This is a genomic window from Pseudomonas veronii (assembly GCF_002028325.1).
GTDB lineage: Bacteria > Pseudomonadota > Gammaproteobacteria > Pseudomonadales > Pseudomonadaceae > Aquipseudomonas > Aquipseudomonas veronii.
Window position 1 is genome coordinate 6,552,299 of the sequence record NZ_CP018420.1, and the last position, 23,376, is coordinate 6,575,674.

Genomic DNA, 23,376 nt, shown 5'->3' on the forward strand with positions numbered 1-23,376 from the left:
TCGCAGACAACCCCGTTACAATCGGCCGAACGTCGTTTCACTGACATCTTCAGATAGGGAATCGCTATGCAGATCGGAACCGTACTGCTTCTTTTCGTGGGATTGGCCATCGCCATCCTCTTCATGGGCTTCAAAGTGGTGCCCCAGGGCTATCAGTGGACGGTCGAGCGCTTCGGCCGCTACACCAATACGCTCAAGCCCGGCCTCAACATCATCATCCCAGTCATGGACCGCATCGGTCGCAAGATCAACGTGATGGAAAGCGTGCTGGATATCCCGCCCCAGGAAGTGATCACCGCCGACAACGCCACCGTGCAGATCGACGCCGTGTGCTTCTTCCAGGTGGTCAACACCGCCCAGGCCGCCTATGAGGTGAACAACCTCGAACACGCCATCCGCAACCTGTTGCAGACCAATATCCGTACCGTACTCGGTTCCATGGAACTGGATGCGATGCTCAGCCAACGTGACGGCATCAACGAAAAACTGCTGCGCACCGTCGACGAAGCCACGGCGCCGTGGGGCATCAAGATCACCCGGATCGAGATCAAGGACATCAGCCCGCCCGCCGACCTGATGGCCGCCATGTCGGGCCAGATGAAAGCCGAGCGGATCAAGCGCGCACAGATCCTCGAAGCCGAGGGCCTGCGGGCATCGGCGATCCTGACCGCCGAAGGCAAGAAGCAGGCGCAGATCCTCGAAGCCGAAGGCGGACGCCAAGCCGCGTTCCTGGAGTCCGAAGCCCGCGAACGTCAAGCCGAGGCAGAGGCCCGCGCCACCCAGGTAGTGTCCGAAGCGATCGCCACCGGTAACGTGCAGGCCATCAACTACTTCGTCGCCCAGAAATACATCGACGCGCTGGGCAAACTGGCTTCGGCCAACAACAGCAAGGTGATCCTCATGCCGCTGGAAGCCAGCCAGGTGATCGGCGCTGTCGGCGGTATCGGCGAAATCGTCAAAGCGACTTTCGACAACAAGAAAGGCTGAGGCCATCGCCATGTGGGATTTCCTGCAGCATCTTTCGTTTTGGGATTGGCTGGCACTGGGCACGGTGCTGCTGATTCTTGAAGTGTTCGGCGCCGGCGGCTACCTGTTGTGGATGGGGATCGCCGCGGCCGCCGTGGGTGTGATCAAGTTCCTGGTACCGCCGCTCGGGCTGGAATGGCAACTGCTGCTGTTCGCCGTGTTGTCGATATTGACGGCGGTGTACTGGTGGAAACGCCAGCGCAGCAGCGGCAAGGCCAGCGACCAACCGGGGCTCAATGAGCGCGGTTCAGAGTTGATCGGCCACACGTTTGTCGTGCATCAGGCAATTGTGGATGGTCGCGGCAAGATAAAAGTCGGTGATGGCGTGTGGATCGTAACCGGCCCGGACACCCCCGTAGGCGCTCATGTATGCGTGGTTGCGCAGGAGGGGACGGTTTTGCAGGTTGAAACTGTTTAGTCAGTGATGGAACTCGATTGGGCTAACTACAATCATAGAGTACAGATAACCCACCCGGAGTCACCCGCCATGCGTCTCAAATATGCTGTCGCCACCCTCGCTGTGCTTTCCCTACCTGTCGGCTCAGCCATGGCCGATAGCTTCTGGCGTAATGTCATCTCATCGGGCGCCACGACCGGCTCGACGTACCTGACCTTCAAGGACCACAAGCTGGTGGTTGCCGCCCAAGACGACGCAGGCAGCTTCGTTGCCAGCGACGGCGGCATCCGCGGCCCGTACCTGGAAGCCGCCATGCAGAAAGTCCGCGCCGATAACCCTGGCCTCCAGGCCACGGACATGGAATTGGCCAACGCCATCCTCGCGAAAAACGCTGTCACCGAGTAATCCTCGCCCCATAAAGAATGCCGCTTCCCAGCGGCATTTTTTTTGATCATTTCCTACAGTCATCGCCCCCGGGCACTACGCAGATAGTCTATTTTTTCCAGCCGCGGGCAGAGAAGTCCTGTCGAGCCCTCAAGAGCCAGGCAACAAGCTAAGGATTCCTTTTCCATCGAGCGAATCCCTTCCATGCAAAAACTCGCCTACGCGCTGCTGTTCTCTGTGTTCTTTACCCCCCATGCCCATGCAGAAAACGGGTACGGATCGTTAAAGCTCAACCACGCCCGTCAGAACCTCTCCAGCGCCCTGCTGACCAGCCCACGCGTCACCGAACGGGTGGAGGCGCCCGACAGCAGCAAGTCAATCGTCGCCTCTTTCGCCGTGGGTTATGCGTTTGCCGATGGCTGGCGCCTGGAAGGGGAATACACCATGCCGAAGCATTCGACCTTCAAATCCTACTGGGCGCCCTTCAATGCCAACGTCAACAGCCAACAGGTCCACAGCCAGCGCTTGATGCTCAATGGCTACAAGGACATCCCACTCAATGATTGGCTGTCGTTTTACGGCATGGCCGGCGTGGGGGTGGCGCGGATCGACGCCGAGGGCTACCAGACCAACGAGACCCGGCGCTTTGCCAGCCACCGCCAGCACAATTTCGCCTACAGCGTCGGCATGGGGCTGGAGGCCAAGGTCAGCGAACAACTCACCCTCGGCGCGGGTTACCGTTACACCGCCATGGGCGATGTGGAAACCGGCTACAACACCTTCGCCAACCGCGTGAACGCACGGGATGAGCAGCTCAAAGGCAAGCTCAAAGAGCAGAATATGTTTCTGGAAGCGCGCGTGTCCTTCTGACTCGCAGCAAAAAATGCCGCGCTCGACGCGGCATTTTTCACCGTTTGGGTGACGTTTCGTTCACAGAAGACAGGCTATATTCAGTCACGCCGTGCAACCATGCCGGTACTGATATGCCTTCTCTCATCGTCTATCTGAAACGGATGCCTTCGTCGTCATGAGCCAACAGCCCTTTCTGCCATTTTCCAAACCTACCATTGATGAAGCCACCATCTCGGCGGTCGGTGATGTACTGCGTTCAGGCTGGATCACCAGCGGGCCGAAAGTGCAGGCGTTCGAAGCGCAACTGTCGGAATACTTTGGCGGGCGACCGGTACGCACCTTCAACTCGGGCACCTGCACCATGGAGATCGCCTTGCGCATCGCCGGTATCGGGCCGGGCGATGAAGTCATCACCACGCCGATCTCCTGGGTTGCCACGGCCAACGTGATTCTGGAAGTCGGCGCTACGCCGGTGTTTGCCGATATCGACCCGGTAACCCGCAATATCGACCTGGCCCAGGTCGAAGCAGCCATCACCCCGCGCACCAAGGCGATCATCCCGGTGTACCTGGCCGGCCTGCCGCTGGATATGCCGATGCTTTACGCACTGGCCAACAAGTACAACCTGCGTATCGTTGAAGATGCCGCCCAGGCCCTGGGTTCGAGCTGGGACGGTGAACGGATCGGCGCCACCGGCGACTTCGTGTCGTTCAGCTTCCAGGCGAACAAGAACATCACCTCTTCCGAGGGCGGCTGCCTGGTGCTGAACAACGCCGACGAAGCACGCCTGGCAGAGAAGTACCGCTTGCAGGGCGTGACCCGCACCGGCTTCGACGGCCTGGACGTGGATGTGCTGGGCGGCAAGTTCAACATGACCGACATCGCCGCCGCCATCGGCCTGGGGCAATTTGCCCATATCCAGGAGATCACCGCCCATCGCCAGAACCTGGCGCGGCACTACTTCAAGTGCTTCGGCAGTGATTTTGAAGAGCAATACGGTGCGCAACTGCCACCGGCGGATTTCGAAAACAGCAACTGGCACCTGTTCCAACTGGTCCTGCCGGAGCGCCAGGACGGGCTGCCGGCCCGCGCCACATTCATGGAGCAGATGCAGGCCCACGGCGTCGGCATTGGCTATCACTACCCGCCAATCCACCTGTTGAGCCTGTATCGGGCACGCGGGTTCAAGGAAGGCATGTTCCCTGTAGCAGAACGTGTTGGGCGTTTGATCGTGTCGTTGCCGATGTTCACAGCAATGACAGAGGCAGATGTGGAACGCTCAGTAGCGGCGGTGAAGGCCGTGCTGAAGCGCTGAAAGGCTGTTGCAGGAGCCGGATGACCGGCTCCTGCAGCGGGATCACTCGCCGATGGCGGCTTTGTAGCCGGCGGCATCGAGCAGTTTTTCCAGGTCGGCCGGGTTGCTGGGCTTGAGCTTGAAGATCCAGGCGCCGTAAGGGTCGCTGTTCAACAACTCAGGGCTGCCGCTCAGTTCCTCGTTAACAGCAATCACTTCGCCAGCAACTGGCGAGTAGATGTCCGAAGCCGCTTTAACCGACTCCACGACACCCGCCTCTTGCCCCGCCGCAAACGCTTTGCCGATTTCGGCCAACTCAACAAACACCACATCACCCAAGGCTTCCTGGGCATGGTCGGAGATGCCGACGGTCACAGTGCCGTCAGCTTCCAAACGGGCCCATTCGTGACTTTCGGCATAACGCAGGCCGGCAGGGATATCGCTCATAGTCTATGTCCTCAAGAAGAAATGTCAGCGGCCACTGGCCTGCCGGAATAGTTAGATCAAGGTTTTACCATGGCGCACGAAGGTCGGTTTGACCACTCGAACCGGATACCACTTGCCGCGGATCTCCACTTCGGCCCGATCGGCAGTCGCCGTCGGTACACGCGCCAAAGCAATGGATTTACTCAGCGTAGGAGAGAAACTACCACTGGTGATCTCCCCTTCGCCAACATTGGCGATACGAACCACCTGGTGAGCGCGTAAAACCCCACGTTCTTCCAGTACCAAACCGACCAATTTGGTCTGCACCCCGGCCGCCAGTTCGGCTTCCAGCGCGGCGCGGCCGATGAAACGGCGCGCGGCCGGTTCCCAGGCAATGCTCCAGGCCATGTTGGCCGCCAGGGGCGAAACGTCCTGGTGGATATCCTGGCCATACAGGTTCATGCCGGCTTCCAGGCGCAGGGTGTCGCGGGCGCCGAGGCCGATGGGGGAAATCCCCGCGCCCACCAGGTCGTTGAAAAAACCCGGGGCCTGATCGGCCGGCAGGACAATTTCCAGGCCGTCTTCGCCGGTGTAGCCGGTACGGGCGATAAACCAGTCGCCATCGGCCTGACCTTCGAAGGGCTTGAGCTGGTGGATCAGGGTGCCACGCGACTGGGTCACCAGTTCGGCGATTTTCTGCCGGGCGTGGGGGCCTTGGATAGCGAGCATGGCCAGTTCGGAGCGCTCGTGCAGTTGCACCGGGTAAGAGCCCAACTGCGCCTGCATCCAGGCCATGTCCTGGTCACGGGTGGCGGCGTTGACCACCAGCCGATAACCGGCTTCGGTACGGTAGACGATCATGTCGTCCACCACCCCGCCGTGCTCGTTGAGCATGGCGCTGTACAACGCACGGCCGCAGCCGTGCAAACGGTCGACGTCATTGGCCAGCAGGTACTGGAGCCATTCCTTGGCCTGGGGGCCGGTGACATCGATCACGGTCATATGAGATACATCGAACACCCCGCAGTCGCGTCGCACCTGATGGTGTTCTTCAACTTGCGAGCCATAGTGCAGAGGCATATCCCAACCGCCAAAATCGACCATTTTCGCGCCGAGGGCGAGATGCAGGTCATACAAAGGCGTGCGCTGTCCCATGGGTTTCTCCTTCCGGGCTTGGCGAAGGTACGCAGGGCTGCAGGATGGGCTTAACCCCTTGAATCAAAGGGCTTACAGCCACATCCGACGAGCCGGTCCGAAACACGGAGCGTACCGAATGCCGCGCATTGTAGCCTCAAGCCGTAGGACTGGCACCTAACCGATTTGCCGAGCGGAACGTCGTATCAGCCCGACCACCGGCAACAGGCCCACCAGCACCAAGGTCAAGGCCGGCAATGACGCCCGCGCCCACTCCCCTTCACTGGTCATCTCAAAGATCCGCACCGCCAGGGTGTCCCAGCCAAACGGGCGCATCAGCAGGGTCGCCGGCATTTCCTTGAGTACATCGACGAACACCAGCAACGCTGCGCTCAGGGTGCCCGGCAGCAACAGCGGAAGATACACTTTGCAAAACAGTCGTGGACCGCTCACCCCAAGACTGCGCGCCGCTTCGGGCAACGATGGACGGATACGCGCCAGGCTGTTTTCCAGCGGCCCGTAAGCCACCGCCAGGAAACGCACCAGATACGCCAGCACCAATGCCGCCAAGCTGCCCAGCAACAAGGGCTTGCCCGCGCCACCGAGCCAGCCCGACAACGGCACCACCAGCTCACGGTCCAGGTAGCTGAACGCCAACATGATCGACACCGCCAGTACCGAGCCCGGCAAGGCATACCCGACGCTGGCCAGGCTGATGCCGGAACGAATTGCCCGGGTCGGCGCCAGGCGGTTGGCGAAGGCCAGTATCAGGGCCACGCTGACCGTGACCAGCGCCGCGATACCGCCCAGGTACAGGGTGTGGACGATCAGGCCGGTATAGCGCTCGTCCAGATCGAAACGGCCGCGCTGCCAGAACCAGGCGAGCAGTTGCAGCATCGGAATGACAAAGGCGCAGGCAAACACCAGGCCGCACCAACCACTGGCCGCCGCCGCCTTCCAGCCGCGCAGGTGATACAGCGCCTTGCCGCGCGGCCGCTCATTGCTCGGCCGACTGGCACCGCGGGCACGACGCTCGCCGTAGAGCACCAGCATCACCACCAGCAGCAACAGGCTGGCCAGTTGGGCCGCGCTGGACAGGCTGAAAAAGCCGTACCAGGTCTTGTAGATCGCGGTGGTGAAGGTATCGAAGTTGAACACCGAGACCGCACCGAAATCCGCCAGGGTCTCCATCAGCGCCAGGGCCACGCCGGCGCCAATCGCCGGCCGCGCCATGGGCAGGGCCACGCGCCAGAAGGCTTGCCAGGGCGATTGCCCCAGCACGCGCGCCGCTTCCATCAAGCCCTTGCCCTGGGCCAGGAACGCCGTGCGCGCCAGCAGGTAGACGTAGGGATAGAACACCAGCACCAACACAATGACCACCCCACCGGTGGAACGCACGCGGGGCAGCCGCACGTCGCTGCCGAACGCGTCACGCAGCAGGGTTTGCACCGGCCCCGAGAAGTCCAGCAGGCCGACAAACACAAACGCCAGCACATACGCCGGGATCGCGAACGGCAGCATCAGCGCCCAGTCGAGCCAGCGCCGCCCGGGAAATTTGCAGAGGCTGGTCAGCCACGCCAGGCTCACACCCAGCAAGGTCACGCCGACGCCGACGCCGAGCACCAGGGTCAGGGTATTGCCCAGCAGGCGCGGCATCTGGGTTTCCCACAGATGGGACCAGATCTGCGCGTCGATGCTTTGCCAGGACAGCAACAGCACGCTCAGCGGCAGCAACACCAGGGCGGCGACGCTGAAGACCGGCAGGTACCAGCGGCGTTGGGCGGGGTGGGCCAAGAGCAAATTCCCTGGGAATGGATGATCTACAGACAGACACAAAACAGTGTGGGAGGGAGCAAGCCCCCTCCCACCTACACATTCAGTTCCAGCCGGCCCGATCCATCAGGCGAATCGCCTCGGCCTGGCGCTTGCCCGCCACTTCCACCGGCAAGGTGTCCGCCACGAACTTGCCCCAACTGGCCACTTCAGCCGACGGTGCCACCACCGGGTTGGCCGGGAATTCCTGATTCACGTCGGCAAAGATCTTCTGCGCCTCAGGCGTGGTCATCCACTCCACCAGCGCCTTGGCTGCTTCCGGGTGCGGCGCGTATTTGGTCAGGCCGATGCCGGACAGGTTCACATGCACGCCACGGTCGCCCTGGTTCGGCCAGAACAGCTTCACCGCCAGGTTCGGCTTCTGCTTGTGCAGGCGGCCGTAGTAGTAAGTGTTGACGATGCCCACGTCGCACTGCCCGGCGTTGATCGCTTCGAGCACGGCGATATCGTCGGAGAACACATCGGTGGACAGGTTATTGACCCAGCCCTTGACGATTTCTTCGGTCTTGGCCGCGCCATGGGTTTCGATCAGGGTGGCGGTCAGCGACTGGTTGTAGACCTTTTTTGCCGTGCGCAGGCACAGGCGGCCTTCCCATTGTTTGTCGGCCAGGGCTTCGTAGGTGGTCAGCTCGCCTGGCTTCACCCGGTCGGTGGAATAGGCGAGGGTCCGCGCACGCAGGCTCAAACCGGTCCAGGCGTGGGTGGACGAGCGGTATTGCAGCGGAATATTGGCGTCGATCAGCTTGGAGGTGAACGGTTGCAGGATGCCCATCTGCTCGGCCTGCCAGAGGTTGCCGGCGTCGACGGTGAGCAGCAGGTCGGCGGTGGCGTTCTCGCCCTCGGCCTTGATGCGCTGCATCAGCGGGGCTTCCTTGTCGGTGATGAACTTCACCTGCACCCCGGTTTTCTGGGTGTAGGCGTCGAACACCGGCTTGATCAGTTCGTCGATGCGCGAGGAGTAGACCACGACTTCGTCGGCCGCCTGCACGGTGGTGCTGCCGATGAGGGTGAGTGCCAGGGCAGTCAGGAGGCGCTTGGGTGCCGACATGGGTGCGGTCTCTCGTGAACAAAAGAGTACAAATGATAAGGACTCACATTTAGCATCTCAATCACTCACTCGAGTGAGGCGTTACGAGATGTTGCAAAGCCGCGTTCGGCACTGCGACGTATCGCCTCATCGCGGGCAGGCCCGGGCTGCAGGGTGTGTCAGGGCCTGGCCAGTTCCGGCAGATCCCCGCTCAAGCCAAGGGCCTGGCGCACGAAGATCGCCTTGGCTTCCGGCATCTGGTCGACCACCTTCAAGCCGGCATTGCGCAGCCAACGCAACGGCAGTTGGTCGGCCTGGAACAAGCGCTCAAAGCCTTCCATCGCTGCCATCAGCGCCAGGTTGTGCGGCATGCGTCGACGCTCGTAACGGCTCAGCACTTTCACATCCGCCAGGCGTTCGCCGCGTTCGCTCGCCGATAACAGCACCTCGGCCAGCACCGCCGCATCGAGAAAACCGAGGTTCACCCCCTGCCCCGCCAACGGATGGATCACGTGGGCCGCATCGCCGATCAACGCCAGGCCTTCGGCCACATAACGTTTGGCGTGGCGCTGGCGCAGGGGCACACACACACGCGGGTCGGCGCTGAGCACCGTGCCCAGGCGCCCTTCGAAGGCACGCTCCAGCTCACGGCAGAAGTTTTCCTCATCCAACGCCATCAGGCGCGCGGACTCAGCCGGCGTGGTCGACCAGACGATCGAACACCAGTCCTCCTGCCCATCCCGCACCAGCGGCAAAAACGCCAGCGGGCCAGTGTCGGTAAAGCGTTGCCAGGCGGTGCGCCGGTGCGGTTGGCTGCTGCGCACGCTGGTGACGATAGCGTTGTGCAAGTAATCCCATTCGCGGGTCGCGGTGCCGGTCAGACGGCGCACCGCAGAGTTGGCGCCATCGGCGGCGACCACCAGCGGCGCGCGCAGCGTGCGGCCATCGGCCAGGGTCAGCAGCCAGTCATCGCCGGAGCGGCGCATCTGTTCCAGGCGCGCATTGGCCAGCAGGCCCAGGTCGCAGTCGTGCAGGCGATCGAGCAAGGCATCCTGGACCACACGGTTTTCGACAATATGCCCGAGCACTTCGGCATGCACGCTGGCCGCCGAAAAATGGATCTGCCCGGTGCCGCTGCCGTCCCACACCTGCATCTCACCATACGGGCTGGCGCGCCGTGCGACGATGCCATCCCACACGCCAAGGCGCTCAAGGATGCGCTGGCTGGCGGCCGACAAGGCGCTCACCCGCGGCTCGAAAGCCGCGTCAGGCTCGAACGGCTTGACGCTCAGCGGGCTGCCGTCGAGCAGCAGCACCTGCAGGCCACTGCCCTGCAACGCCAGCGCCAGGGCGCTCCCGACCATTCCGGCCCCGACAATCAGCACATCTGCGCGCATATCCATGCTTTAAGCCTGTCTCGCTGGCGGCTTGCGCCGCACGTAAAGGGTTAATCTCATCCCGTCCCGAACGATGTAGTCGCGGCTACGCATCGGGACGCGTGCCCAGGCCCATGGCTTGACGGGCGAACCAGCGTTTCGCCGGCGGCAGCAGGTCGAGGCCCAGCAGGCCCATGTTGCGTCCCAGCGCGACCAGCGGCTGGGCGCTGCCGAACAGGCGCGTGACCTGATCGGAGAAACCCACCGTCAGCGTTTGATCCATGCGCTGCCGCTCGCGATATGCCTGCAAGGTCGCCAGGTCACCCGGCACCGCCGGCCCGGCCAGCAAGGCCTCGGCCAAGGCATTCGCATCGCGCAGGGACAGGTTGAAGCCCTGCCCGGCAATCGGGTGCAGGCTGTGGGCGGCATTGCCGAGGATCGCCAGGTGCGAGCGCACTTGTTCTTCGGCTTCCACCAAGGTCAGCGGGTACAGATGCCGCGCACCGACCTGCTTCAAGGTGCCCAGGCGGTAGCCGAACACGCCCTGCAATTCACTGAGGAAACTGCGCTCATCCAGGTTGGCCAGGCGCTGGGCGTCCATGCCGGCACGGGTCCAGACCAGCGCGCAGCGGTTGTCCGGCAGCGGCAGCAGGGCCATCGGGCCTTCATCGGTGAAGCGCTCGAAGGCTTCGCCGTTGTGGGCTTCGCTCGGGGTGATATTGGCGATCAGCGCGCTCTGGTTGTACGGGCGGGATTTCACGCCGATCCCCAGTTGCTCGCGCAGGCCGGAGCGACCGCCGTCGGCCAGCACCGCCAGGTCGCACTCCAGCACGGTTTCGTCGTTGAGGGTCAGGCGATAGCCATCAGGCAGCGGCTCCATGCGCGTGACTTCGGCCGGGCAACGCCAGCTGACCACGTCCTTATCCAGGCCTTGCCACAGGCATTGGCCGAGCCAGGCGTTTTCCACCACGTAGCCGAGGGCCGGCACGCCCTCTTCCATGGCGGATAAGCGCGCAGTGGAGAAGCGCCCGCGGTCCGACACATGGATCTGCTTGATCGGCTCGGCGCGGCGGGAGATGGCCTGCCACAGACCCAGACGCTGATAGATCTGCCGCGCGCCATAGGACAACGCCGAAGAGCGTGCGTCGTAGCTCGGCTGGTAGCTGTCGCCCGGCGCGAAGGGTTCGATCAGCAGGATCTTCCAGCCCCGCGCCTTGGCCCCGTCCTGCAGCGCCAACGCCAGGCTCGCGCCCACCAGGCCGCCGCCGATAATGGCCAGGTTGACCCGGCTCATCGGGCGGCCGCCATCAACGCTTCGATGTCGGCGACGGTCTTGGGCACGCCGCCGGTCAGAATGTCACAGCCTTGCTTGGTCACTACCACGTCGTCCTCGATGCGTACGCCGATGCCACGCCATTTCTTTGCCACGCTCTGGTTGTCCGGCGAAATATAGATCCCCGGCTCCACGGTCAACGTCATGCCGACCTCCAGCACACGCCATTCACCACCCACTTTGTACTCGCCGACATCATGCACATCCATCCCCAGCCAATGGCCGGCGCGGTGCATGTAGAACGGTTTGTAGGCTTCGCCGGCGATCAGTTCGTCAACGTCCCCTTGCAGCAACCCCAGCCTCACCAGCCCGGCAGTGATGACCTGCACGGTGGCCTCATGGGCCTGGTTCCAATGCTTGTTCGGTGCAATCTCGGCGAAGGCGGCTTCCTGGGCGGCCAGCACGACTTCATAGATCGCCTGTTGCTCGGGCGAAAACTTGCCGTTGACCGGCCAGGTGCGGGTGATGTCGCTGGCGTAACAGTCGATCTCGCAACCGGCGTCGATCAGCACCAGGTCGCCGTCCTTGAGCAGCGCGTCATTCTGCTGGTAATGCAGGATGCAACTGTTGCGCCCGGCGGCGACGATGGAGCCATAGGCCGGCATCTTCGCGCCGCCTTTGCGGAACTCGTAATCCAGCTCGGCTTCGAGGCTGAACTCACGCAAGCCGGCGCGGCTGGCCTGCATGGCCCGCACGTGGGCGGCGCAGGAAATCCGCGCAGCTTCGCGCATCACCTTCACTTCCGCCGCCGATTTATACAGGCGCATATCGTGGAGCAGATGATCCAGGGCAACGAATTCGTTCGGCGGCTGGGCGCCCAGGTGCGCTTTGGAGCGGATGATGTTGATCCACTCCATCAGGTGCCGGTCGAACTCGGCATTGCTGCCCATCGCCGAATACACCCGGTCGCGGCCTTCGATCAGGCCGGGCAGGATGTCGTGGATATCGGTGATGGGGAAGGCATCGTCGGCGCCGAAATCACGGATCGCGCCTTCGGTACCGGCACGCAAGCCGTCCCACAGTTCGCGCTCGGCATTACGTTCGCGACAGAACAGCACGTACTCGCCGTGCGGGCGACCGGGCATCAGCACGATCACCGCTTCGGGCTCGGGGAAGCCGCTCAGGTACTGGAAATCGCTGTCCTGGCGGTAGACATGTTCGACATCGCGATTGCGGATGGCCACCGCGGCGGCCGGCAGGATCGCGATACTGTTGGGTTCCATCTGCGCCATGAGCGCCTTGCGGCGACGGGTGTATTCCGCTTTCGGGATATGGATCATGGGCAGACGGGCTTCCTTTCTCAGTGCAGCGACGGCTTGGGGGTGGCCGGTTCAGCGGACTTCTTGGTCTCGGTGAACAGCAGCAGCGGCGCGACGCGCAGGTATTCCATGACTTCCATGTAGTCGCCTTCGCCGTCTTCGGATTCTTCCAGGGCATCTTGCACCTGGGAGATGGCCGCCAGGTCCTGCAGCACTTCCTTGGCGTCGGTGCTCAGCTCCAGGCCGCCGGCATTCACGCCAAAGCCATGGAGGAAGCCCTGGCACCATTGGCCCAGCGCGGCAGCACGTTCGGTGAGCGGTGCATCGTCGGTCGGCAGCAGCAGGACCACGGTGACGTCATCACCGGTCAGCTCGCCCTTGACCATTTCCTGCAGGCCGATCAGCGCGTTACGCACGTTCTCGGAGGGTTCGGTTTCCAGCAGTTCGGCCACATCGGCCAGCCAGTTGTCGGCGTCAAAGCCAACACCGGTGCAACTGCGGCCCAGCAACACGCCGTGCAGTTCGGCGGGCGAGCAAGGATGACCGCTGGAGCTCAGCAGTTTGGTAAAAGCATCGTACGGGGAGTTCTGAATGGGCATGGTGAGCTAGGCGCCAGACGGCGCAATGTCTAGAATGAAGCGCTGTATCCTAGCACCGGCAGACGCACCAGACTATCAAGGGCGTCAGATCGTTTATTCTGCAGTTGCCATTCATCAGACAAATCCAGTGGAACCCAATGGAAGACACCGACCTGCAAGCGCTGATGGCCAGACTCGAATTGCTAATTGATCGGGTCGAGCAACTAAAGAGGCAAAACGGACTCCTATTAGCTCAGGAAAAGACCTGGCGCGAGGAACGCGCTCACCTCATTGAAAAAAACGAAATCGCCCGGCGTAAGGTCGAGTCGATGATTTCGCGCCTGAAGGCCCTGGAGCAAGACTCATGAGTTCAAGCAATAGCGTCACCGTGCAGATTCTCGACAAAGAATATTCGATCATCTGCCCCCAGGAAGAGCGCAGCAACCTGGTGAGCGCCGCCCGCTACCTGGACGGCAAGATGCGTGAAATCCGCAGCAGCGGCAAAGTGATCGGCGCCGACCGCATCGCCGTGATGGCCGCGTTGAATATCACCCACGATCTGCTGCATAAGCAGGAGCGCCCGGACGTGCAGGCCAGCGGCTCGACGCGCGAGCAGGTACGTGACCTGCTGGAGCGTGTGGACCTGGCACTGTCCAACGATTCCGACACATCCAAGGGCTGATTGCCGCATCTGTTTAAGGTATACTCGCCCCACTCCCTGGCGTGCTTGCCAGTCGGCGATGTCCCGGAGCCGATTCGCACTACCCTGGAAGTTGCACGTTTGGCTGGTGTGCATGTCCGCTAGACGGAAAGCCTTAAAGCCTACTGCTTCTTCCACCTTGAACTTTCGGGTTCAAGGGCTTAGTCGACAGCGGTTCTGTCGGGGAGCCTGAATCCCAAACTCAATGCCAGTCCCAGGACTGGCATTGTTTTATGAGCCGAAAAACCATGACCGAACCTGCGCCGCTTTCCCGTCCGCAACTTCGACGCATGTTGCGCAACGCCCGCCGCGCACTCACGCCAAGCGAGCAGCGAAAAGCCGCCCAAGGCGTGTATCGGCAACTGGCACAGCACCCGCTGTTTCGCCGGGCCAAGCATATTTCCCTGTATCTGCCGACGGACGGTGAAATCGATCCGCGCTTGCTGCTGCGTGCGGCTCAGCGGCGGGGCAAGGCCACTTACCTGCCGGTGCTCAGCGCCTGGCCACGGACCAAGATGGTGTTCCAGCGCGTTCGCCCCGGGGAGAAGTTGCAGCCCAATCGCTTTCGCATTCTTGAACCACGGGTGAATGTCCGCCGCCAGCGCAAGGTCTGGGCGCTGGACCTGGTGCTATTGCCGTTGGTGGGGTTCGATGACGCGGGGGGACGGCTGGGCATGGGTGGCGGTTTTTATGACCGCAGCCTGGCTTACCTGGCGCGCCGCCAGCACTGGCGCAAGCCGACGCTGCTGGGCCTGGCCCATGAATGCCAGAAAGTCGAACAGCTGGTGCAGGCGAGTTGGGATGTGCCGTTGGCGGGCACCGTCACCGATAAGCAGTGGTATATCGCACAGGCGTCGCTGGAACCCGCGACGCCCTGAAGAAGGGTTAACGCTTGAACGGTTGTAGCGGCTGCTGGGTCAGTTCAACGGGCGCATCGGTCTTGTTCGACCATAAGCTTTGCGCATACCCGGTGGTCACGACGCCCAGACCAAACAAAATAACCAGTATCCATAGTAAATCCGGTTTGCGTTGCATCGATTGCCCCCCTTCAGGCACCTCGTACACGATGACAACAACGTTCCAAAGTAGTCCGTTGCAGCTGCGTCAAGCTTAAAATCCCGGCATTCTGCGTTAACGTGAACCAACACGCAAACCTTGACGCCAACCGACCGTCGGTTTGTCATGCAATTGCCCCACAACCTGTCCAACGCCTTTTTCAGGAGCCCCCCAATGGCCTACTGGCTGATGAAATCCGAGCCCGACGAACTCTCCATCACCGGCCTGGAACACCTCGGCGAAGCGCGATGGGACGGGGTTCGCAACTATCAGGCACGCAACTTTCTGCGTGCGATGGCGGTGGGCGATGAGTTTTTCTTCTACCACTCCAGCTGCCCCGAGCCTGGCATTGCCGGCATCGGCAAAATCGTCGTGGCGGCGTATCCCGACCCCACCGCGCTGGAACCTTCCAGCCACTATTTCGACGCCAAGGCCAGCCCGGACAAAAACCCGTGGAGCGCGATCGACGTGGCCCACGTCCAGACGTTTCCCAAGGTGCTCAGCCTGGGCTATCTGAAGCAGCAAACCGCCCTGGCCGAACTGCCCCTGGTGCAAAAAGGCAGCCGTCTGTCAGTGATGCCGGTGACCGCCGAGCAATGGTCGGCGGTCCTCGCGCTGGGCTGAACCGCAGAACCTTGCAGTCACGCGCCCGACGCATGCATCTGCAGCGCAACCGGGTTAGGCTTGCTCTTCATTTGACCCGCATCAAGCGCCCTCGGGCCGAACCCGTCAGACTAGGACGCTAACACCGCAGGAAGCATCTATGTCCACGAACCACCGCACCTCCCAGCTGTTTGCCACCCTCCTGATTGTGTTGCTGCTCGCCGCCGGCGGTTTCGGTTACTGGAAATCCACCCAGGACCGTCTGCCCGAAGGCTTGAGCATGGGTAATGGCCGCCTGGAATCCACCGAAGTGCAGATCGCCGCCAAGATCCCCGGGCGTCTGGAAGAAGTGCGGGTGGATGAAGGCGACAAGGTACTCAAGGGCCAACTGCTCGCGCGCATGGACACCCGCACCCTGGAAGCCCAGCGCGCCCAGGCCGAAGCCGAAGTGCTGCGGGCCAGGGAAAACCTCGCCGCCGCCGAGGCCAATGTGCAATTGCGTCAGAGCGAACAACTGCTCGCCCACCAGGAACTCCAGCGGACCCAGGAGCTGTACAAGCGCGGCTTCGCCAGTGGCCAACTGATCGACCAACAGCAGGCGCGCCAGAACACCGGGAATGCGGCCGTAGTCGCCGCCCAGGCCCAGGTCAATTCGGCCAAGGCCGCCATCGGCGCCGCCCAGGCCCAGGTGGCGCAGCTCACCAGCGAAATCGACGACAGCAGCCTGCGCGCGCCCATCGACGGCATTATCCAGCTGCGCCTGGCCGAGCCGGGCGAAGTGCTCGGTGCCGGCGGGCGCGTATTGCTGCTGATCGACCCCGAGGATCAGTACATGAACCTCTACCTGCCCGCTTCGGTGACCGGCGCCCTGACCGTCGGCAGCGATGCACGCATCCTCCTCGACGCGCTCCCCGGCCAATCGCTGCCGGCCAAAATCAGCTTCGTCGCGGCCAAATCGCAGTTCACCCCCAAAGAGGTGGAGACCCGCGATGAACGCCAGAAACTGGTATTCCGCGTCAAATTGCGCCTGACCCAACCCAGCGCCGTGCCGCAGGCCAAACCGGGCATGCCCGGCGCCGGCTACGTTCGCACGGCTGACATCCCATGGCCGGCCAACCTGCAATGACCGATCTGGCGCTGCACGCCACCGGCATCCAGCACAGCTACGGCAAGCAACAGGCGCTGGTCGATATCGCCTTCAGCCTGCCCACCGGCACGCGCTGCGGGCTGATCGGCCCGGATGGCGCCGGCAAGTCGAGCCTGCTGGGTTTGATCGCCGGGGTTAAAAAACTCCAGGACGGCCAACTGGAGGTGCTCGGCGGCTCCATCGCCAACCGCCGCCACCGCAACAGCCTGTACCCGCGCATCGCCTTCATGCCTCAAGGCCTGGGCGGCAACCTGTACCCCGAACTGTCCATCCGCGAAAACATCCGCTTCTTTGCGACGCTGTTCGGCCTGTCCAAAGCCGATTGCAACCAGCGCATGCACAACCTGCTGCTGGCCACCGACCTCGAGCGCTTCGCCGAACGGCCGGCCGGCAAACTCTCCGGAGGGATGAAGCAGAAACTCGGCCTGTGCTGCGCGCTGATCCACGATCCGGACCTGCTGATCCTCGACGAGCCCACCACCGGGGTCGACCCGCTGTCCCGTCGGCGCTTCTGGGAGCTGGTCGAAACCGTGCGCAGCGAGCGCCCGCAACTGACGCTGCTGGTGGCCACGGCCTACATGGAAGAGGCCGAGCAGTTTGAACATTGCCTGATGCTCGACCGCGGCAAACTGATCGCCGACGGTTTGAGCAGTGAGCTGGCGGCAGTGACCCCCAGCGGCAAACTGGACGAAGCCTTCACCCACTTCCAGGGCGACAGCGCCCATGACAACCAGCCGCTGGTCATCCCGCCGCGCGCAGGCAACAACACCGATATCGCCATCGAAGCCCACGACCTGACCCTGCGCTTTGGCGACTTCACCGCCGTCGATAAAGTCAGCTTCGCCATCGGCCGGGGCGAGATCTTCGGTTTTCTCGGCTCCAACGGCTGCGGCAAGACCACCACCATGAAAGTCCTCACCGGCCTGATGCCGGCCACCGAGGGCAGTGCCACGTTGCTGGGCAACCCGGTGAACGCCAAGGACCTGGCCACCCGCAAGCGTGTGGGTTTCATGTCGCAGAGCTTTTCGCTGTATGGCGAACTCAGCGTGCTTCAGAACCTGGTGCTGCACGCGCAGTTGTTCGATTTGCCCAAGGTCGACAGCGGCAAGCGGATCGACGAGCTGATCCAGCGTTTCGACCTCAGCGAGGTGGCCGAGCAGCCGTCGGGCGAACTGCCCCTCGGCTTGCGTCAGCGCTTGTCGTTGGCCGTGGCGGTGCTGCATCGTCCTGAAGTGCTGATCCTCGATGAACCGACCTCGGGCGTCGACCCGGCGGCGCGGGATGATTTCTGGCGGCTGCTGATCGAACTGTCGCGCGAACAAGGGGTGACGATCTTTCTGTCCACCCACTTCATGAACGAAGCCCAGCGTTGCGACCGCATCTCCCTGATGCACGCCGGCAAGGTGCTCGCCTGCGACACGCCCGACGCGCTGCAGCAGCAATTCCACGGCGACACCCTCGAAGCCGCGTTCGTCACGTGTCTGGAGCAAGCCCAGGGCGAGGCCGAACCTACCGCGCCCACCGCCACCGTCAGCGAAACCAGCACGCCGCCGGTGAGCAAGCGCGGCTTCAGCCTGTCGCGCCTGCTGGCCGTGGCCAGCCGTGAAGGCAAGGAACTGCTGCGCGACAAGGTGCGTATGGCCTTCGCCCTGCTCGGGGCGATGTTCATGATGGTGATCTTCGGCTACGGCATTTCCCTGGACGTGGAAAACCTCGCCTTCGCCATCTACGACCAGGACCAGACCCCGCAAAGCCGCGCCTACCTGGAGGCGTTTCGCGGCTCACGCTATTTTGCCGAACAAACGCCGATCCAGGATGCCAACGAACTGCACCGGCGCCTGCAACGTTCGGAAATCAAACTGGCCCTGGAAATCCCGCCCGGTTTTGGTCGTGACCTCTACGCCGGCCGCCAACCCAGCGTGGCGGCCTGGCTCGACGGCGGCATGCCGTTTCGCGCGGAAACCAGCCGGAACTATGTAGAAGCGGTCCACCAGGCCAACCTGCAGCAACTGGCCGAGCTGAGCAGCCAGCCGCAGAACAGCCAAGGCGCGGCCAAGCTCGAAACCCGCTTTCGCTACAACCAGGATGTGGTCAGTGTGAACGCCATCGGCCCAGGCGTGATGGCACTGATCCTCGCCTTCATCCCGGCGATGCTCACCGCCCTGGGCATCGTGCGCGAAAAGGAGCTGGGTTCGATCACCAACTTCTACGCCACGCCCCTGACCCGCCTGGAATTCCTGCTGGGCAAACAGACGCCGTACCTGGCCGTGAGCCTGATCAACCTGGCGGTGCTGGTCGCGATGAACTGCTGGCTGTTCGGCGTACCGTTCAAGGGCAGCGGCCTGACCCTGGCGTTCGGCGGCCTGCTGTACGTGCTCGCCACCACCAGCATGGGCCTGCTGATTTCCGCGTTCACCCGCACCCAGATCGCCGCGATCCTCGGCACCATGATCATCACCAGCCTGCCGACCATCCAGTTCTCCGGGCTGATCGTGCCGCGTTCGTCCCTGGAAGGCGCGGCGGCGGTGATGGGCACGCTGTTTCCGGCGGGGCACTTTCTCGATATTGCGGTGGGCACGTTCACCAAGGCCCTCGACCTGCGGCAACTGTGGCCGCAGTGCCTGGCGCTGTTCGGGTTTTTCCTCGGGTTTACCGGGCTTAGCCTGATCATGCTGAAGAAGCAGGAGGCTTGATGCATAAGTTCGCGCACATCCTGCGCCTGGGGATCAAGGAACTGACCAGCCTGCGCCACGACAGCGTGCTGCTGCTGTTTCTGTTCTACGCCTTCACGGTCGCGATCTACATGCCCGCGGCCGGCTCGGTGATTGGCGTACACAACGCCAGCGTGGCGTTTGTCGACGAGGACCACAGCGCGATCTCGCGGCAGATGGCCGAGGCGTTGCAGCCGCCCGAGTTCCAGTCACCCGTGCCGTTGGCGTATGACCAGTTGGATAAGGTCATGGACAGCGGCCAGTACACGTTCGTGATCAACGTACCGGCGAATTTCCAGGCCGACCTGTTAGCCGGTCGCGAGCCGGATGTGCAGGTGAACGTCGATGCCACGGCGATGAGCCAGGCGTTCATGGGCGCCGGCTACATCTCACGGATTTTCCAACGCGAGCTGCTGACCTACAGCGGCCAGGCCGACTCCGCCAGCAAAGCGCCGGCGCTGCTGACAACGCGGGCGCTGTTCAATACCAACCTGGAGGGCGGCTGGTTCCTCGCAGTCATCCAGATCGTCAACAACATCACCATCCTCGCCATTGTGCTCACCGGCACCGCGCTGCTGCGCGAGCGCGAACATGGCACCCTCGACCATTTGCTGGTGCTGCCGCTGACGGCGCTGGAAATCATGCTGGCGAAAATCTGGAGCAACCTGCTGGTGGTGGTACTGTGTACCTGGGTGTCACTGGAAGTGGTGGTCAAGGGCATGCTCGGCGTGCCGCTGGCCGGGTCGCTGAGCCTGTTTCTGTTCGTGACCGCGCTGTACCTGTTTGCCAGCACCGCCCTGGGGATCTTCCTCGCCACCCTCGCCCGCTCGACGCCGCAGTTCGGCTTGCTGGCAATCCCAGTGATCATCCCGATGCTGTTGCTCTCCGGCGGCAGCACGCCGCTGGACAGCATGCCCGAATGGTTGCAGTGGGTGATGCAGGCCTCGCCGTCGACGCACTTTGTGAGCCTGAGCGCGGCGATCCTGTTCCGCGATGCGGGCATGAGCGTGGTGTGGCCGGACATGCTGGCGCTGGCGGGAATTGGCTTGCTGTTCTTTTTGGTGGCGCTGGCGCGGTTCCGCAAGAGCCTGGCGTCTTGAGGTGCCTGCCCGGCCGCTATCGCAGGCAAGCCTGCTCTCACAGGTGGAGCGCATTCCCTTGTGGGAGCGGGCTTGCTCGCGATCGTCGCGCCGTGACTATTGGATGATCAGGTTGTTGAACAACAGGTCTTCCACCACCGGCTTGCCGGTTTCGTCGTTCATCACTTGTTGGGTCTGCTTCAGGGCTTCCTGGCGCAGTTTTTCCTTACCCTCAACCGTGCTCATGGTCTCGTTGGTTTGCTGGGTGAACAGCGCCACCAGTTGATTACGAATCAACGCATCGTTGGCTTTGATGGCGGCGGCCGCTTCGGTGCCGGTCACACGCAGAGCGATATCGGCCTTGTACACCTTGAGCTTGGACGTACCGTCCAAGCCATAGTTGCCCACGAACGGCGGGGCCAGGCTGATATAGCTGACCTTCGGCGCCTCGCCTTCTTTCGCCTCTTGCGCCTGGGCCGCCATTGGCAAGGTCAGGGCCAGCATCAACAGAATCCACGCTTTCACAGTTCATTCCTCACATTCGGTAGCCCAGTAGCATAACGCTAGCAAGGCAGAGCACAAGCTTATGGCGACTTATCAGGCCCGGGCATGCTCGTTGACCCACGGGCATACCCTCCTACACTTATCGGCCACGACGCCAAAAGGAATAGTCCGATGAAAGCTGTGCTGTGCAAAGCCTTCGGCCCCGCCGAAACCCTGGTGCTGGAAGACATCGCCAGCCCGGCGATCAAGAAGAACGAAATCCTGTTGGACGTGCATGCCGCCGGGGTCAACTTCCCGGACACGCTGATCATCGAGGGCAAGTACCAGTTCAAGCCGCCGTTCCCGTTCTCGCCGGGTGGCGAAGCGGCGGGCGTGGTCAGTGAAGTGGGGGAAAAGGTCAGCCACCTGAAGGTTGGAGACCGCGTGATGGCCCTGACCGGCTGGGGCAGTTTTGCCGAGCAGGTCGCGGTGCCCGGCTATAACGTGCTGCCGATCCCGCCCAGCATGGGCTTCAACACCGCCGCCGCGTTCAGCATGACCTACGGCACCTCGATGCATGCGCTGAAACAACGGGCCAACCTGCAGCCCGGCGAAACCTTGCTGGTCCTCGGCGCCTCCGGCGGCGTGGGCCTGGCTGCCGTGGAAATCGGCAAGGCCATGGGCGCCCGGGTCATCGCCGCCGCCAGCAGCGCCGACAAACTGGCGGTGGCCAAGGCCGCCGGCGCCGATGAGCTGATCAACTACAGCGAAGCCAGCCTGAAAGATGAGGTCAAGCGCCTGACCGACGGGAACGGCGCCGACGTGATCTACGACCCGGTGGGCGGCGACTTGTTTGACCAGGCCATCCGCGCCATCGCCTGGAACGGCCGCCTGTTGGTGGTGGGTTTTGCCAGCGGGCGCATTCCGGAGCTGCCGGTGAACCTGGCGCTGCTCAAGGGCGCGGCCGTGGTCGGAGTGTTCTGGGGCGCGTTCGCCCAGCGCCAGCCGCAGGACAATGCGGCGAACTTCCAGCAGCTGTTTGGTTGGTATGCCGAGGGCAAGTTGAAACCGCTGGTGTCGCAGGTGTATCCGCTGGAACAGGCGGCCCAGGCGATCAATGACCTGGGGCAGCGCAAGGCGGTGGGTAAGGTGGTCGTGCAAACCCGCCTGCCGAGGTGAAATGCGCTTAAATGTGGGAGGGGCGGTGTCCTCGACCATCACCTGTCTATTCGCGACATGTTCGTAGAGAACATGCATTGGCTCATATTTCCTGCGTTTGGCGCGTTAATCGCCTGAGCAATCCTTGGCACAACGCTTGAGCCGCGCCTCCAGGTTTTTGTCTGGCATGGCGTGGCTGCGCAGGGCGTTGACGGTCTGCTCGACATAATCGCGCGTCGTGCCGTAACGCCCGCAAGCGCTTTGCAGCACGTGGCTGAGCACGATGTCGGGCAGATTGCCAGCGTAGCTCGGCAGGTGCCGCTCCAATACAAACCCCAATGCCTGCACCCGACTGCCATCTTCCAGACGGCAACTGAGCCAGTGCGGCCGATAGGAGGGGTAAGGCATTTCGCGCTGCCACAAGGCGTACAGCGAGGCTTCTAACTGATCTTCCGGCAGGCGGTAGGCAAACCCGCTGCACGAGCCGCCACGATCCAGGCCGAACACCAACCCGGGCAACTCCGGCGTACCCCGATGCTCGTGGGACCACAGGTACAAACCACGGTGATAGCCATGGACTCGCGCCCGAACCCGCTCGGTCGATGAACATTCCGGCCGCCAGATCAGCGAACCGTAAGCGAATAGCCAGACCGGCCCGCCCTTATGCCGGGCCATGGTGGCCTGCATCGAGTTCATCAACTGTTCGTGCGTGAGTTGCGGTCCCAGATCGAGCCGCGGAGGGTAAGCCAATTGCAAAAGATCGGATTCGATGGCGGTCATGGCGAAAAGTGGCTCGCCTCCTATGTGTTACCAATTGTTAGCAACTCTACCGTAATAAAACGCGCTGCTGTGACCATACGGCAAAAAAGTACAATAGGCTGAACGACCACCGCATTCTCCAGAAGCAATCCCAGTATTTTCAGCTCCGGTTCAGCCCGGCAAAGCGCTTGACCGTCAAAATAGCGCAGCTGGCACGACTCAGTCGGTCACCCCTCACACCGATTACTCGAGGTCGCACCTATGAAAAAATTACGATTGCCGGGCCTGCTGCTCCTGGCCCAGGCCACCACCGCTCTCGCTGTCGAAACCCCGCCCGTCGACGATGACAAGGGCTTCTGGTATGCGCAGACCAGCGTCTACACCCGGCACTTCTCCCCCGACCCGGACCACAACAACAACCAGGATTTGCTTGGCCTGGAGCGCAATGAAGCGTCAGGTTTGGTGTATGGGGCGGCGACGTTCCGTAACTCGTTCAGCCAACGCTCGTACTACGTCTACGCGGGTAAACGCTATGACATGACCGACTATCCGGTGTATCTGAAACTGACCGGCGGGGCGATCCAGGGCTATCGCGGCAAGTACCGCGACAAAATCCCGTTGAACCGTTTCGGCGTGGCGCCGGTGATCATACCGTCCGTGGGCACCCATTACGGGCCGGTGGCGGCGGAGTTGGTGCTGCTGGGGTTCAATGCGGCGATGATCACGACCGGCGTGCGTTTCTGACAGCAACGCCAGCTCCT

General features: G+C 62.6%; 25 protein-coding genes and 1 other RNA gene. 15 read left to right on the top strand and 11 right to left on the bottom strand.

Going from position 1 to position 23,376, the window contains the following annotated elements:
- Window positions 1-66 precede the first annotated feature (66 nt).
- The 5 genes from PverR02_RS30165 (at window position 67) to PverR02_RS30185 (ending at window position 3,974) form a co-directional block, all read left to right on the top strand.
- Window positions 67-987, top strand: coding sequence for an SPFH domain-containing protein (locus tag PverR02_RS30165; RefSeq protein WP_046381704.1), 921 nt, complete (start codon window positions 67-69; stop codon window positions 985-987).
- Between the two features lie 10 nt (window positions 988-997).
- Window positions 998-1,444: an NfeD family protein gene (locus PverR02_RS30170; RefSeq protein WP_079444899.1), complete on the top strand. Its 447-nt coding sequence runs from the start codon at window positions 998-1,000 to the stop codon at window positions 1,442-1,444.
- Window positions 1,445-1,513: 69 nt separating this feature from the next.
- The gene (locus PverR02_RS30175; protein WP_003176799.1) at window positions 1,514-1,828 is read left to right on the top strand and encodes a DUF2388 domain-containing protein; all 315 of its coding nucleotides are present in this window, start codon (window positions 1,514-1,516) and stop codon (window positions 1,826-1,828) included.
- Between the two features lie 183 nt (window positions 1,829-2,011).
- Window positions 2,012-2,677: an outer membrane protein gene (locus PverR02_RS30180; RefSeq protein WP_046381703.1), complete on the top strand. Its 666-nt coding sequence runs from the start codon at window positions 2,012-2,014 to the stop codon at window positions 2,675-2,677.
- Window positions 2,678-2,834: 157 nt separating this feature from the next.
- Entirely contained in the window at window positions 2,835-3,974 is a 1,140-nt protein-coding gene (locus PverR02_RS30185) for a DegT/DnrJ/EryC1/StrS family aminotransferase (RefSeq protein ID WP_017845102.1), read from the top strand.
- A gap of 42 nt (window positions 3,975-4,016) precedes the next feature.
- On the opposite strand, the gene gcvH is transcribed toward PverR02_RS30185, so the two are convergent.
- The 8 genes from gcvH to PverR02_RS30225 form a co-directional block, all read right to left on the bottom strand.
- Window positions 4,017-4,400, bottom strand: a complete 384-nt coding sequence (gene gcvH, locus PverR02_RS30190) for a glycine cleavage system protein GcvH (RefSeq protein WP_079444900.1) — start codon at window positions 4,398-4,400, stop codon at window positions 4,017-4,019.
- Window positions 4,401-4,451: 51 nt separating this feature from the next.
- On the bottom strand, window positions 4,452-5,534 hold the full coding sequence (gene gcvT / locus PverR02_RS30195) for a glycine cleavage system aminomethyltransferase GcvT (protein ID WP_079444901.1): 1,083 nt from the start codon (window positions 5,532-5,534) through the stop codon (window positions 4,452-4,454).
- A gap of 156 nt (window positions 5,535-5,690) precedes the next feature.
- On the bottom strand, window positions 5,691-7,307 hold the full coding sequence (locus PverR02_RS30200; RefSeq protein ID WP_079444902.1) for an ABC transporter permease: 1,617 nt from the start codon (window positions 7,305-7,307) through the stop codon (window positions 5,691-5,693).
- Between the two features lie 82 nt (window positions 7,308-7,389).
- Window positions 7,390-8,394 carry an extracellular solute-binding protein gene (locus tag PverR02_RS30205; RefSeq protein WP_079444903.1) on the bottom strand — a complete coding sequence of 335 codons (1,005 nt, stop codon included), beginning with the start codon at window positions 8,392-8,394 and terminating at the stop codon, window positions 7,390-7,392.
- Between the two features lie 158 nt (window positions 8,395-8,552).
- On the bottom strand, window positions 8,553-9,770 hold the full coding sequence (locus PverR02_RS30210; RefSeq protein ID WP_164887041.1) for a 2-octaprenyl-3-methyl-6-methoxy-1,4-benzoquinol hydroxylase: 1,218 nt from the start codon (window positions 9,768-9,770) through the stop codon (window positions 8,553-8,555).
- 85 nt (window positions 9,771-9,855) lie between these two features.
- Window positions 9,856-11,043, bottom strand: coding sequence for a 2-octaprenyl-6-methoxyphenyl hydroxylase (gene ubiH, locus PverR02_RS30215; protein ID WP_046381698.1), 1,188 nt, complete (start codon window positions 11,041-11,043; stop codon window positions 9,856-9,858).
- Window positions 11,040-12,362: a Xaa-Pro aminopeptidase gene (gene pepP / locus PverR02_RS30220; protein ID WP_046381697.1), complete on the bottom strand. Its 1,323-nt coding sequence runs from the start codon at window positions 12,360-12,362 to the stop codon at window positions 11,040-11,042. The genes ubiH and pepP overlap by 4 nt, the downstream gene beginning before the upstream one ends.
- Window positions 12,363-12,382: 20 nt before the next feature.
- Window positions 12,383-12,940, bottom strand: a complete 558-nt coding sequence (locus PverR02_RS30225; protein ID WP_017845110.1) for a YecA/YgfB family protein — start codon at window positions 12,938-12,940, stop codon at window positions 12,383-12,385.
- Between the two features lie 137 nt (window positions 12,941-13,077).
- Between PverR02_RS30225 and PverR02_RS30230 the strand changes: the two genes are divergently transcribed.
- From PverR02_RS30230 to PverR02_RS30245, 4 genes are all read left to right on the top strand, one after another.
- Complete coding sequence (locus tag PverR02_RS30230) at window positions 13,078-13,287, top strand: TIGR02449 family protein (RefSeq protein WP_017845111.1); 210 nt, start codon at window positions 13,078-13,080, stop codon at window positions 13,285-13,287.
- Complete coding sequence (locus PverR02_RS30235; RefSeq protein ID WP_017845112.1) at window positions 13,284-13,601, top strand: cell division protein ZapA; 318 nt, start codon at window positions 13,284-13,286, stop codon at window positions 13,599-13,601. Before PverR02_RS30230 ends, PverR02_RS30235 begins: the two co-directional genes overlap by 4 nt.
- A 30-nt stretch (window positions 13,602-13,631) precedes the next feature.
- A non-coding RNA gene (ssrS, locus tag PverR02_RS30240) (6S RNA) lies at window positions 13,632-13,810 on the top strand.
- A gap of 57 nt (window positions 13,811-13,867) precedes the next feature.
- Entirely contained in the window at window positions 13,868-14,497 is a 630-nt protein-coding gene (locus PverR02_RS30245) for a 5-formyltetrahydrofolate cyclo-ligase (RefSeq protein ID WP_079444904.1), read from the top strand.
- A 7-nt stretch (window positions 14,498-14,504) separates the two neighbouring features.
- Here the strand turns inward: PverR02_RS30245 and PverR02_RS32360 are convergent, their stop codons facing one another.
- Window positions 14,505-14,654 (bottom strand): hypothetical protein, encoded by a 150-nt coding sequence (locus tag PverR02_RS32360; protein WP_090234720.1) that lies wholly within the window; start codon window positions 14,652-14,654, stop codon window positions 14,505-14,507.
- A 195-nt stretch (window positions 14,655-14,849) separates the two neighbouring features.
- Here PverR02_RS32360 and PverR02_RS30250 point away from each other — a divergent pair, with 195 nt between their 5' ends.
- The 4 genes from PverR02_RS30250 to PverR02_RS30265 all read left to right on the top strand — a co-directional run bounded on the left by PverR02_RS30250 (window position 14,850) and on the right by PverR02_RS30265 (window position 20,236).
- Window positions 14,850-15,299, top strand: coding sequence for an EVE domain-containing protein (locus PverR02_RS30250; protein ID WP_079444905.1), 450 nt, complete (start codon window positions 14,850-14,852; stop codon window positions 15,297-15,299).
- 139 nt (window positions 15,300-15,438) lie between these two features.
- On the top strand, window positions 15,439-16,404 hold the full coding sequence (locus tag PverR02_RS30255) for an HlyD family secretion protein (protein WP_017845116.1): 966 nt from the start codon (window positions 15,439-15,441) through the stop codon (window positions 16,402-16,404).
- Window positions 16,401-19,118: a ribosome-associated ATPase/putative transporter RbbA gene (gene rbbA, locus PverR02_RS30260; RefSeq protein WP_079445050.1), complete on the top strand. Its 2,718-nt coding sequence runs from the start codon at window positions 16,401-16,403 to the stop codon at window positions 19,116-19,118. The genes PverR02_RS30255 and rbbA overlap by 4 nt, the downstream gene beginning before the upstream one ends.
- Window positions 19,118-20,236, top strand: a complete 1,119-nt coding sequence (locus PverR02_RS30265) for an ABC transporter permease (RefSeq protein ID WP_057003992.1) — start codon at window positions 19,118-19,120, stop codon at window positions 20,234-20,236. The genes rbbA and PverR02_RS30265 overlap by 1 nt, the downstream gene beginning before the upstream one ends.
- A gap of 96 nt (window positions 20,237-20,332) precedes the next feature.
- Here the strand turns inward: PverR02_RS30265 and PverR02_RS30270 are convergent, their stop codons facing one another.
- Window positions 20,333-20,740: a flagellar basal body-associated protein FliL gene (locus PverR02_RS30270; protein WP_046488859.1), complete on the bottom strand. Its 408-nt coding sequence runs from the start codon at window positions 20,738-20,740 to the stop codon at window positions 20,333-20,335.
- Between the two features lie 150 nt (window positions 20,741-20,890).
- On the opposite strand from PverR02_RS30270, the gene PverR02_RS30275 reads away from it, so the two are divergent.
- A complete protein-coding gene (locus PverR02_RS30275) occupies window positions 20,891-21,877 on the top strand; it encodes an NADPH:quinone oxidoreductase family protein (RefSeq protein ID WP_017845120.1) in 987 nt (328 codons plus the stop codon).
- A 105-nt stretch (window positions 21,878-21,982) separates the two neighbouring features.
- On the opposite strand, the gene PverR02_RS30280 is transcribed toward PverR02_RS30275, so the two are convergent.
- On the bottom strand, window positions 21,983-22,636 hold the full coding sequence (locus PverR02_RS30280) for a gamma-glutamylcyclotransferase (protein ID WP_017845121.1): 654 nt from the start codon (window positions 22,634-22,636) through the stop codon (window positions 21,983-21,985).
- Window positions 22,637-22,876: 240 nt separating this feature from the next.
- Here PverR02_RS30280 and PverR02_RS30285 point away from each other — a divergent pair, with 240 nt between their 5' ends.
- The gene (locus PverR02_RS30285; protein WP_017845122.1) at window positions 22,877-23,359 is read left to right on the top strand and encodes a hypothetical protein; all 483 of its coding nucleotides are present in this window, start codon (window positions 22,877-22,879) and stop codon (window positions 23,357-23,359) included.
- The last annotated feature ends 17 nt before the right edge of the window (window positions 23,360-23,376 follow it).

Coding starts and splice junctions, on each gene's coding strand:
- PverR02_RS30165 (WP_046381704.1), top strand. CDS start 67: ATGCAGATCGGAACCGTACTGCTTCTTTTCGTGGGATTGGCCATCGCC.
- PverR02_RS30170 (WP_079444899.1), top strand. CDS start 998: ATGTGGGATTTCCTGCAGCATCTTTCGTTTTGGGATTGGCTGGCACTG.
- PverR02_RS30175 (WP_003176799.1), top strand. CDS start 1,514: ATGCGTCTCAAATATGCTGTCGCCACCCTCGCTGTGCTTTCCCTACCT.
- PverR02_RS30180 (WP_046381703.1), top strand. CDS start 2,012: ATGCAAAAACTCGCCTACGCGCTGCTGTTCTCTGTGTTCTTTACCCCC.
- PverR02_RS30185 (WP_017845102.1), top strand. CDS start 2,835: ATGAGCCAACAGCCCTTTCTGCCATTTTCCAAACCTACCATTGATGAA.
- gcvH (WP_079444900.1), bottom strand. CDS start 4,400: ATGAGCGATATCCCTGCCGGCCTGCGTTATGCCGAAAGTCACGAATGG.
- gcvT (WP_079444901.1), bottom strand. CDS start 5,534: ATGGGACAGCGCACGCCTTTGTATGACCTGCATCTCGCCCTCGGCGCG.
- PverR02_RS30205 (WP_079444903.1), bottom strand. CDS start 8,394: ATGTCGGCACCCAAGCGCCTCCTGACTGCCCTGGCACTCACCCTCATC.
- PverR02_RS30210 (WP_164887041.1), bottom strand. CDS start 9,770: ATGCGCGCAGATGTGCTGATTGTCGGGGCCGGAATGGTCGGGAGCGCC.
- ubiH (WP_046381698.1), bottom strand. CDS start 11,043: ATGAGCCGGGTCAACCTGGCCATTATCGGCGGCGGCCTGGTGGGCGCG.
- pepP (WP_046381697.1), bottom strand. CDS start 12,362: ATGATCCATATCCCGAAAGCGGAATACACCCGTCGCCGCAAGGCGCTC.
- PverR02_RS30225 (WP_017845110.1), bottom strand. CDS start 12,940: ATGCCCATTCAGAACTCCCCGTACGATGCTTTTACCAAACTGCTGAGC.
- PverR02_RS30230 (WP_017845111.1), top strand. CDS start 13,078: ATGGAAGACACCGACCTGCAAGCGCTGATGGCCAGACTCGAATTGCTA.
- PverR02_RS30235 (WP_017845112.1), top strand. CDS start 13,284: ATGAGTTCAAGCAATAGCGTCACCGTGCAGATTCTCGACAAAGAATAT.
- PverR02_RS30245 (WP_079444904.1), top strand. CDS start 13,868: ATGACCGAACCTGCGCCGCTTTCCCGTCCGCAACTTCGACGCATGTTG.
- PverR02_RS32360 (WP_090234720.1), bottom strand. CDS start 14,654: ATGCAACGCAAACCGGATTTACTATGGATACTGGTTATTTTGTTTGGT.
- PverR02_RS30250 (WP_079444905.1), top strand. CDS start 14,850: ATGGCCTACTGGCTGATGAAATCCGAGCCCGACGAACTCTCCATCACC.
- PverR02_RS30255 (WP_017845116.1), top strand. CDS start 15,439: ATGTCCACGAACCACCGCACCTCCCAGCTGTTTGCCACCCTCCTGATT.
- rbbA (WP_079445050.1), top strand. CDS start 16,401: ATGACCGATCTGGCGCTGCACGCCACCGGCATCCAGCACAGCTACGGC.
- PverR02_RS30265 (WP_057003992.1), top strand. CDS start 19,118: ATGCATAAGTTCGCGCACATCCTGCGCCTGGGGATCAAGGAACTGACC.
- PverR02_RS30275 (WP_017845120.1), top strand. CDS start 20,891: ATGAAAGCTGTGCTGTGCAAAGCCTTCGGCCCCGCCGAAACCCTGGTG.
- PverR02_RS30280 (WP_017845121.1), bottom strand. CDS start 22,636: ATGACCGCCATCGAATCCGATCTTTTGCAATTGGCTTACCCTCCGCGG.
- PverR02_RS30285 (WP_017845122.1), top strand. CDS start 22,877: ATGAAAAAATTACGATTGCCGGGCCTGCTGCTCCTGGCCCAGGCCACC.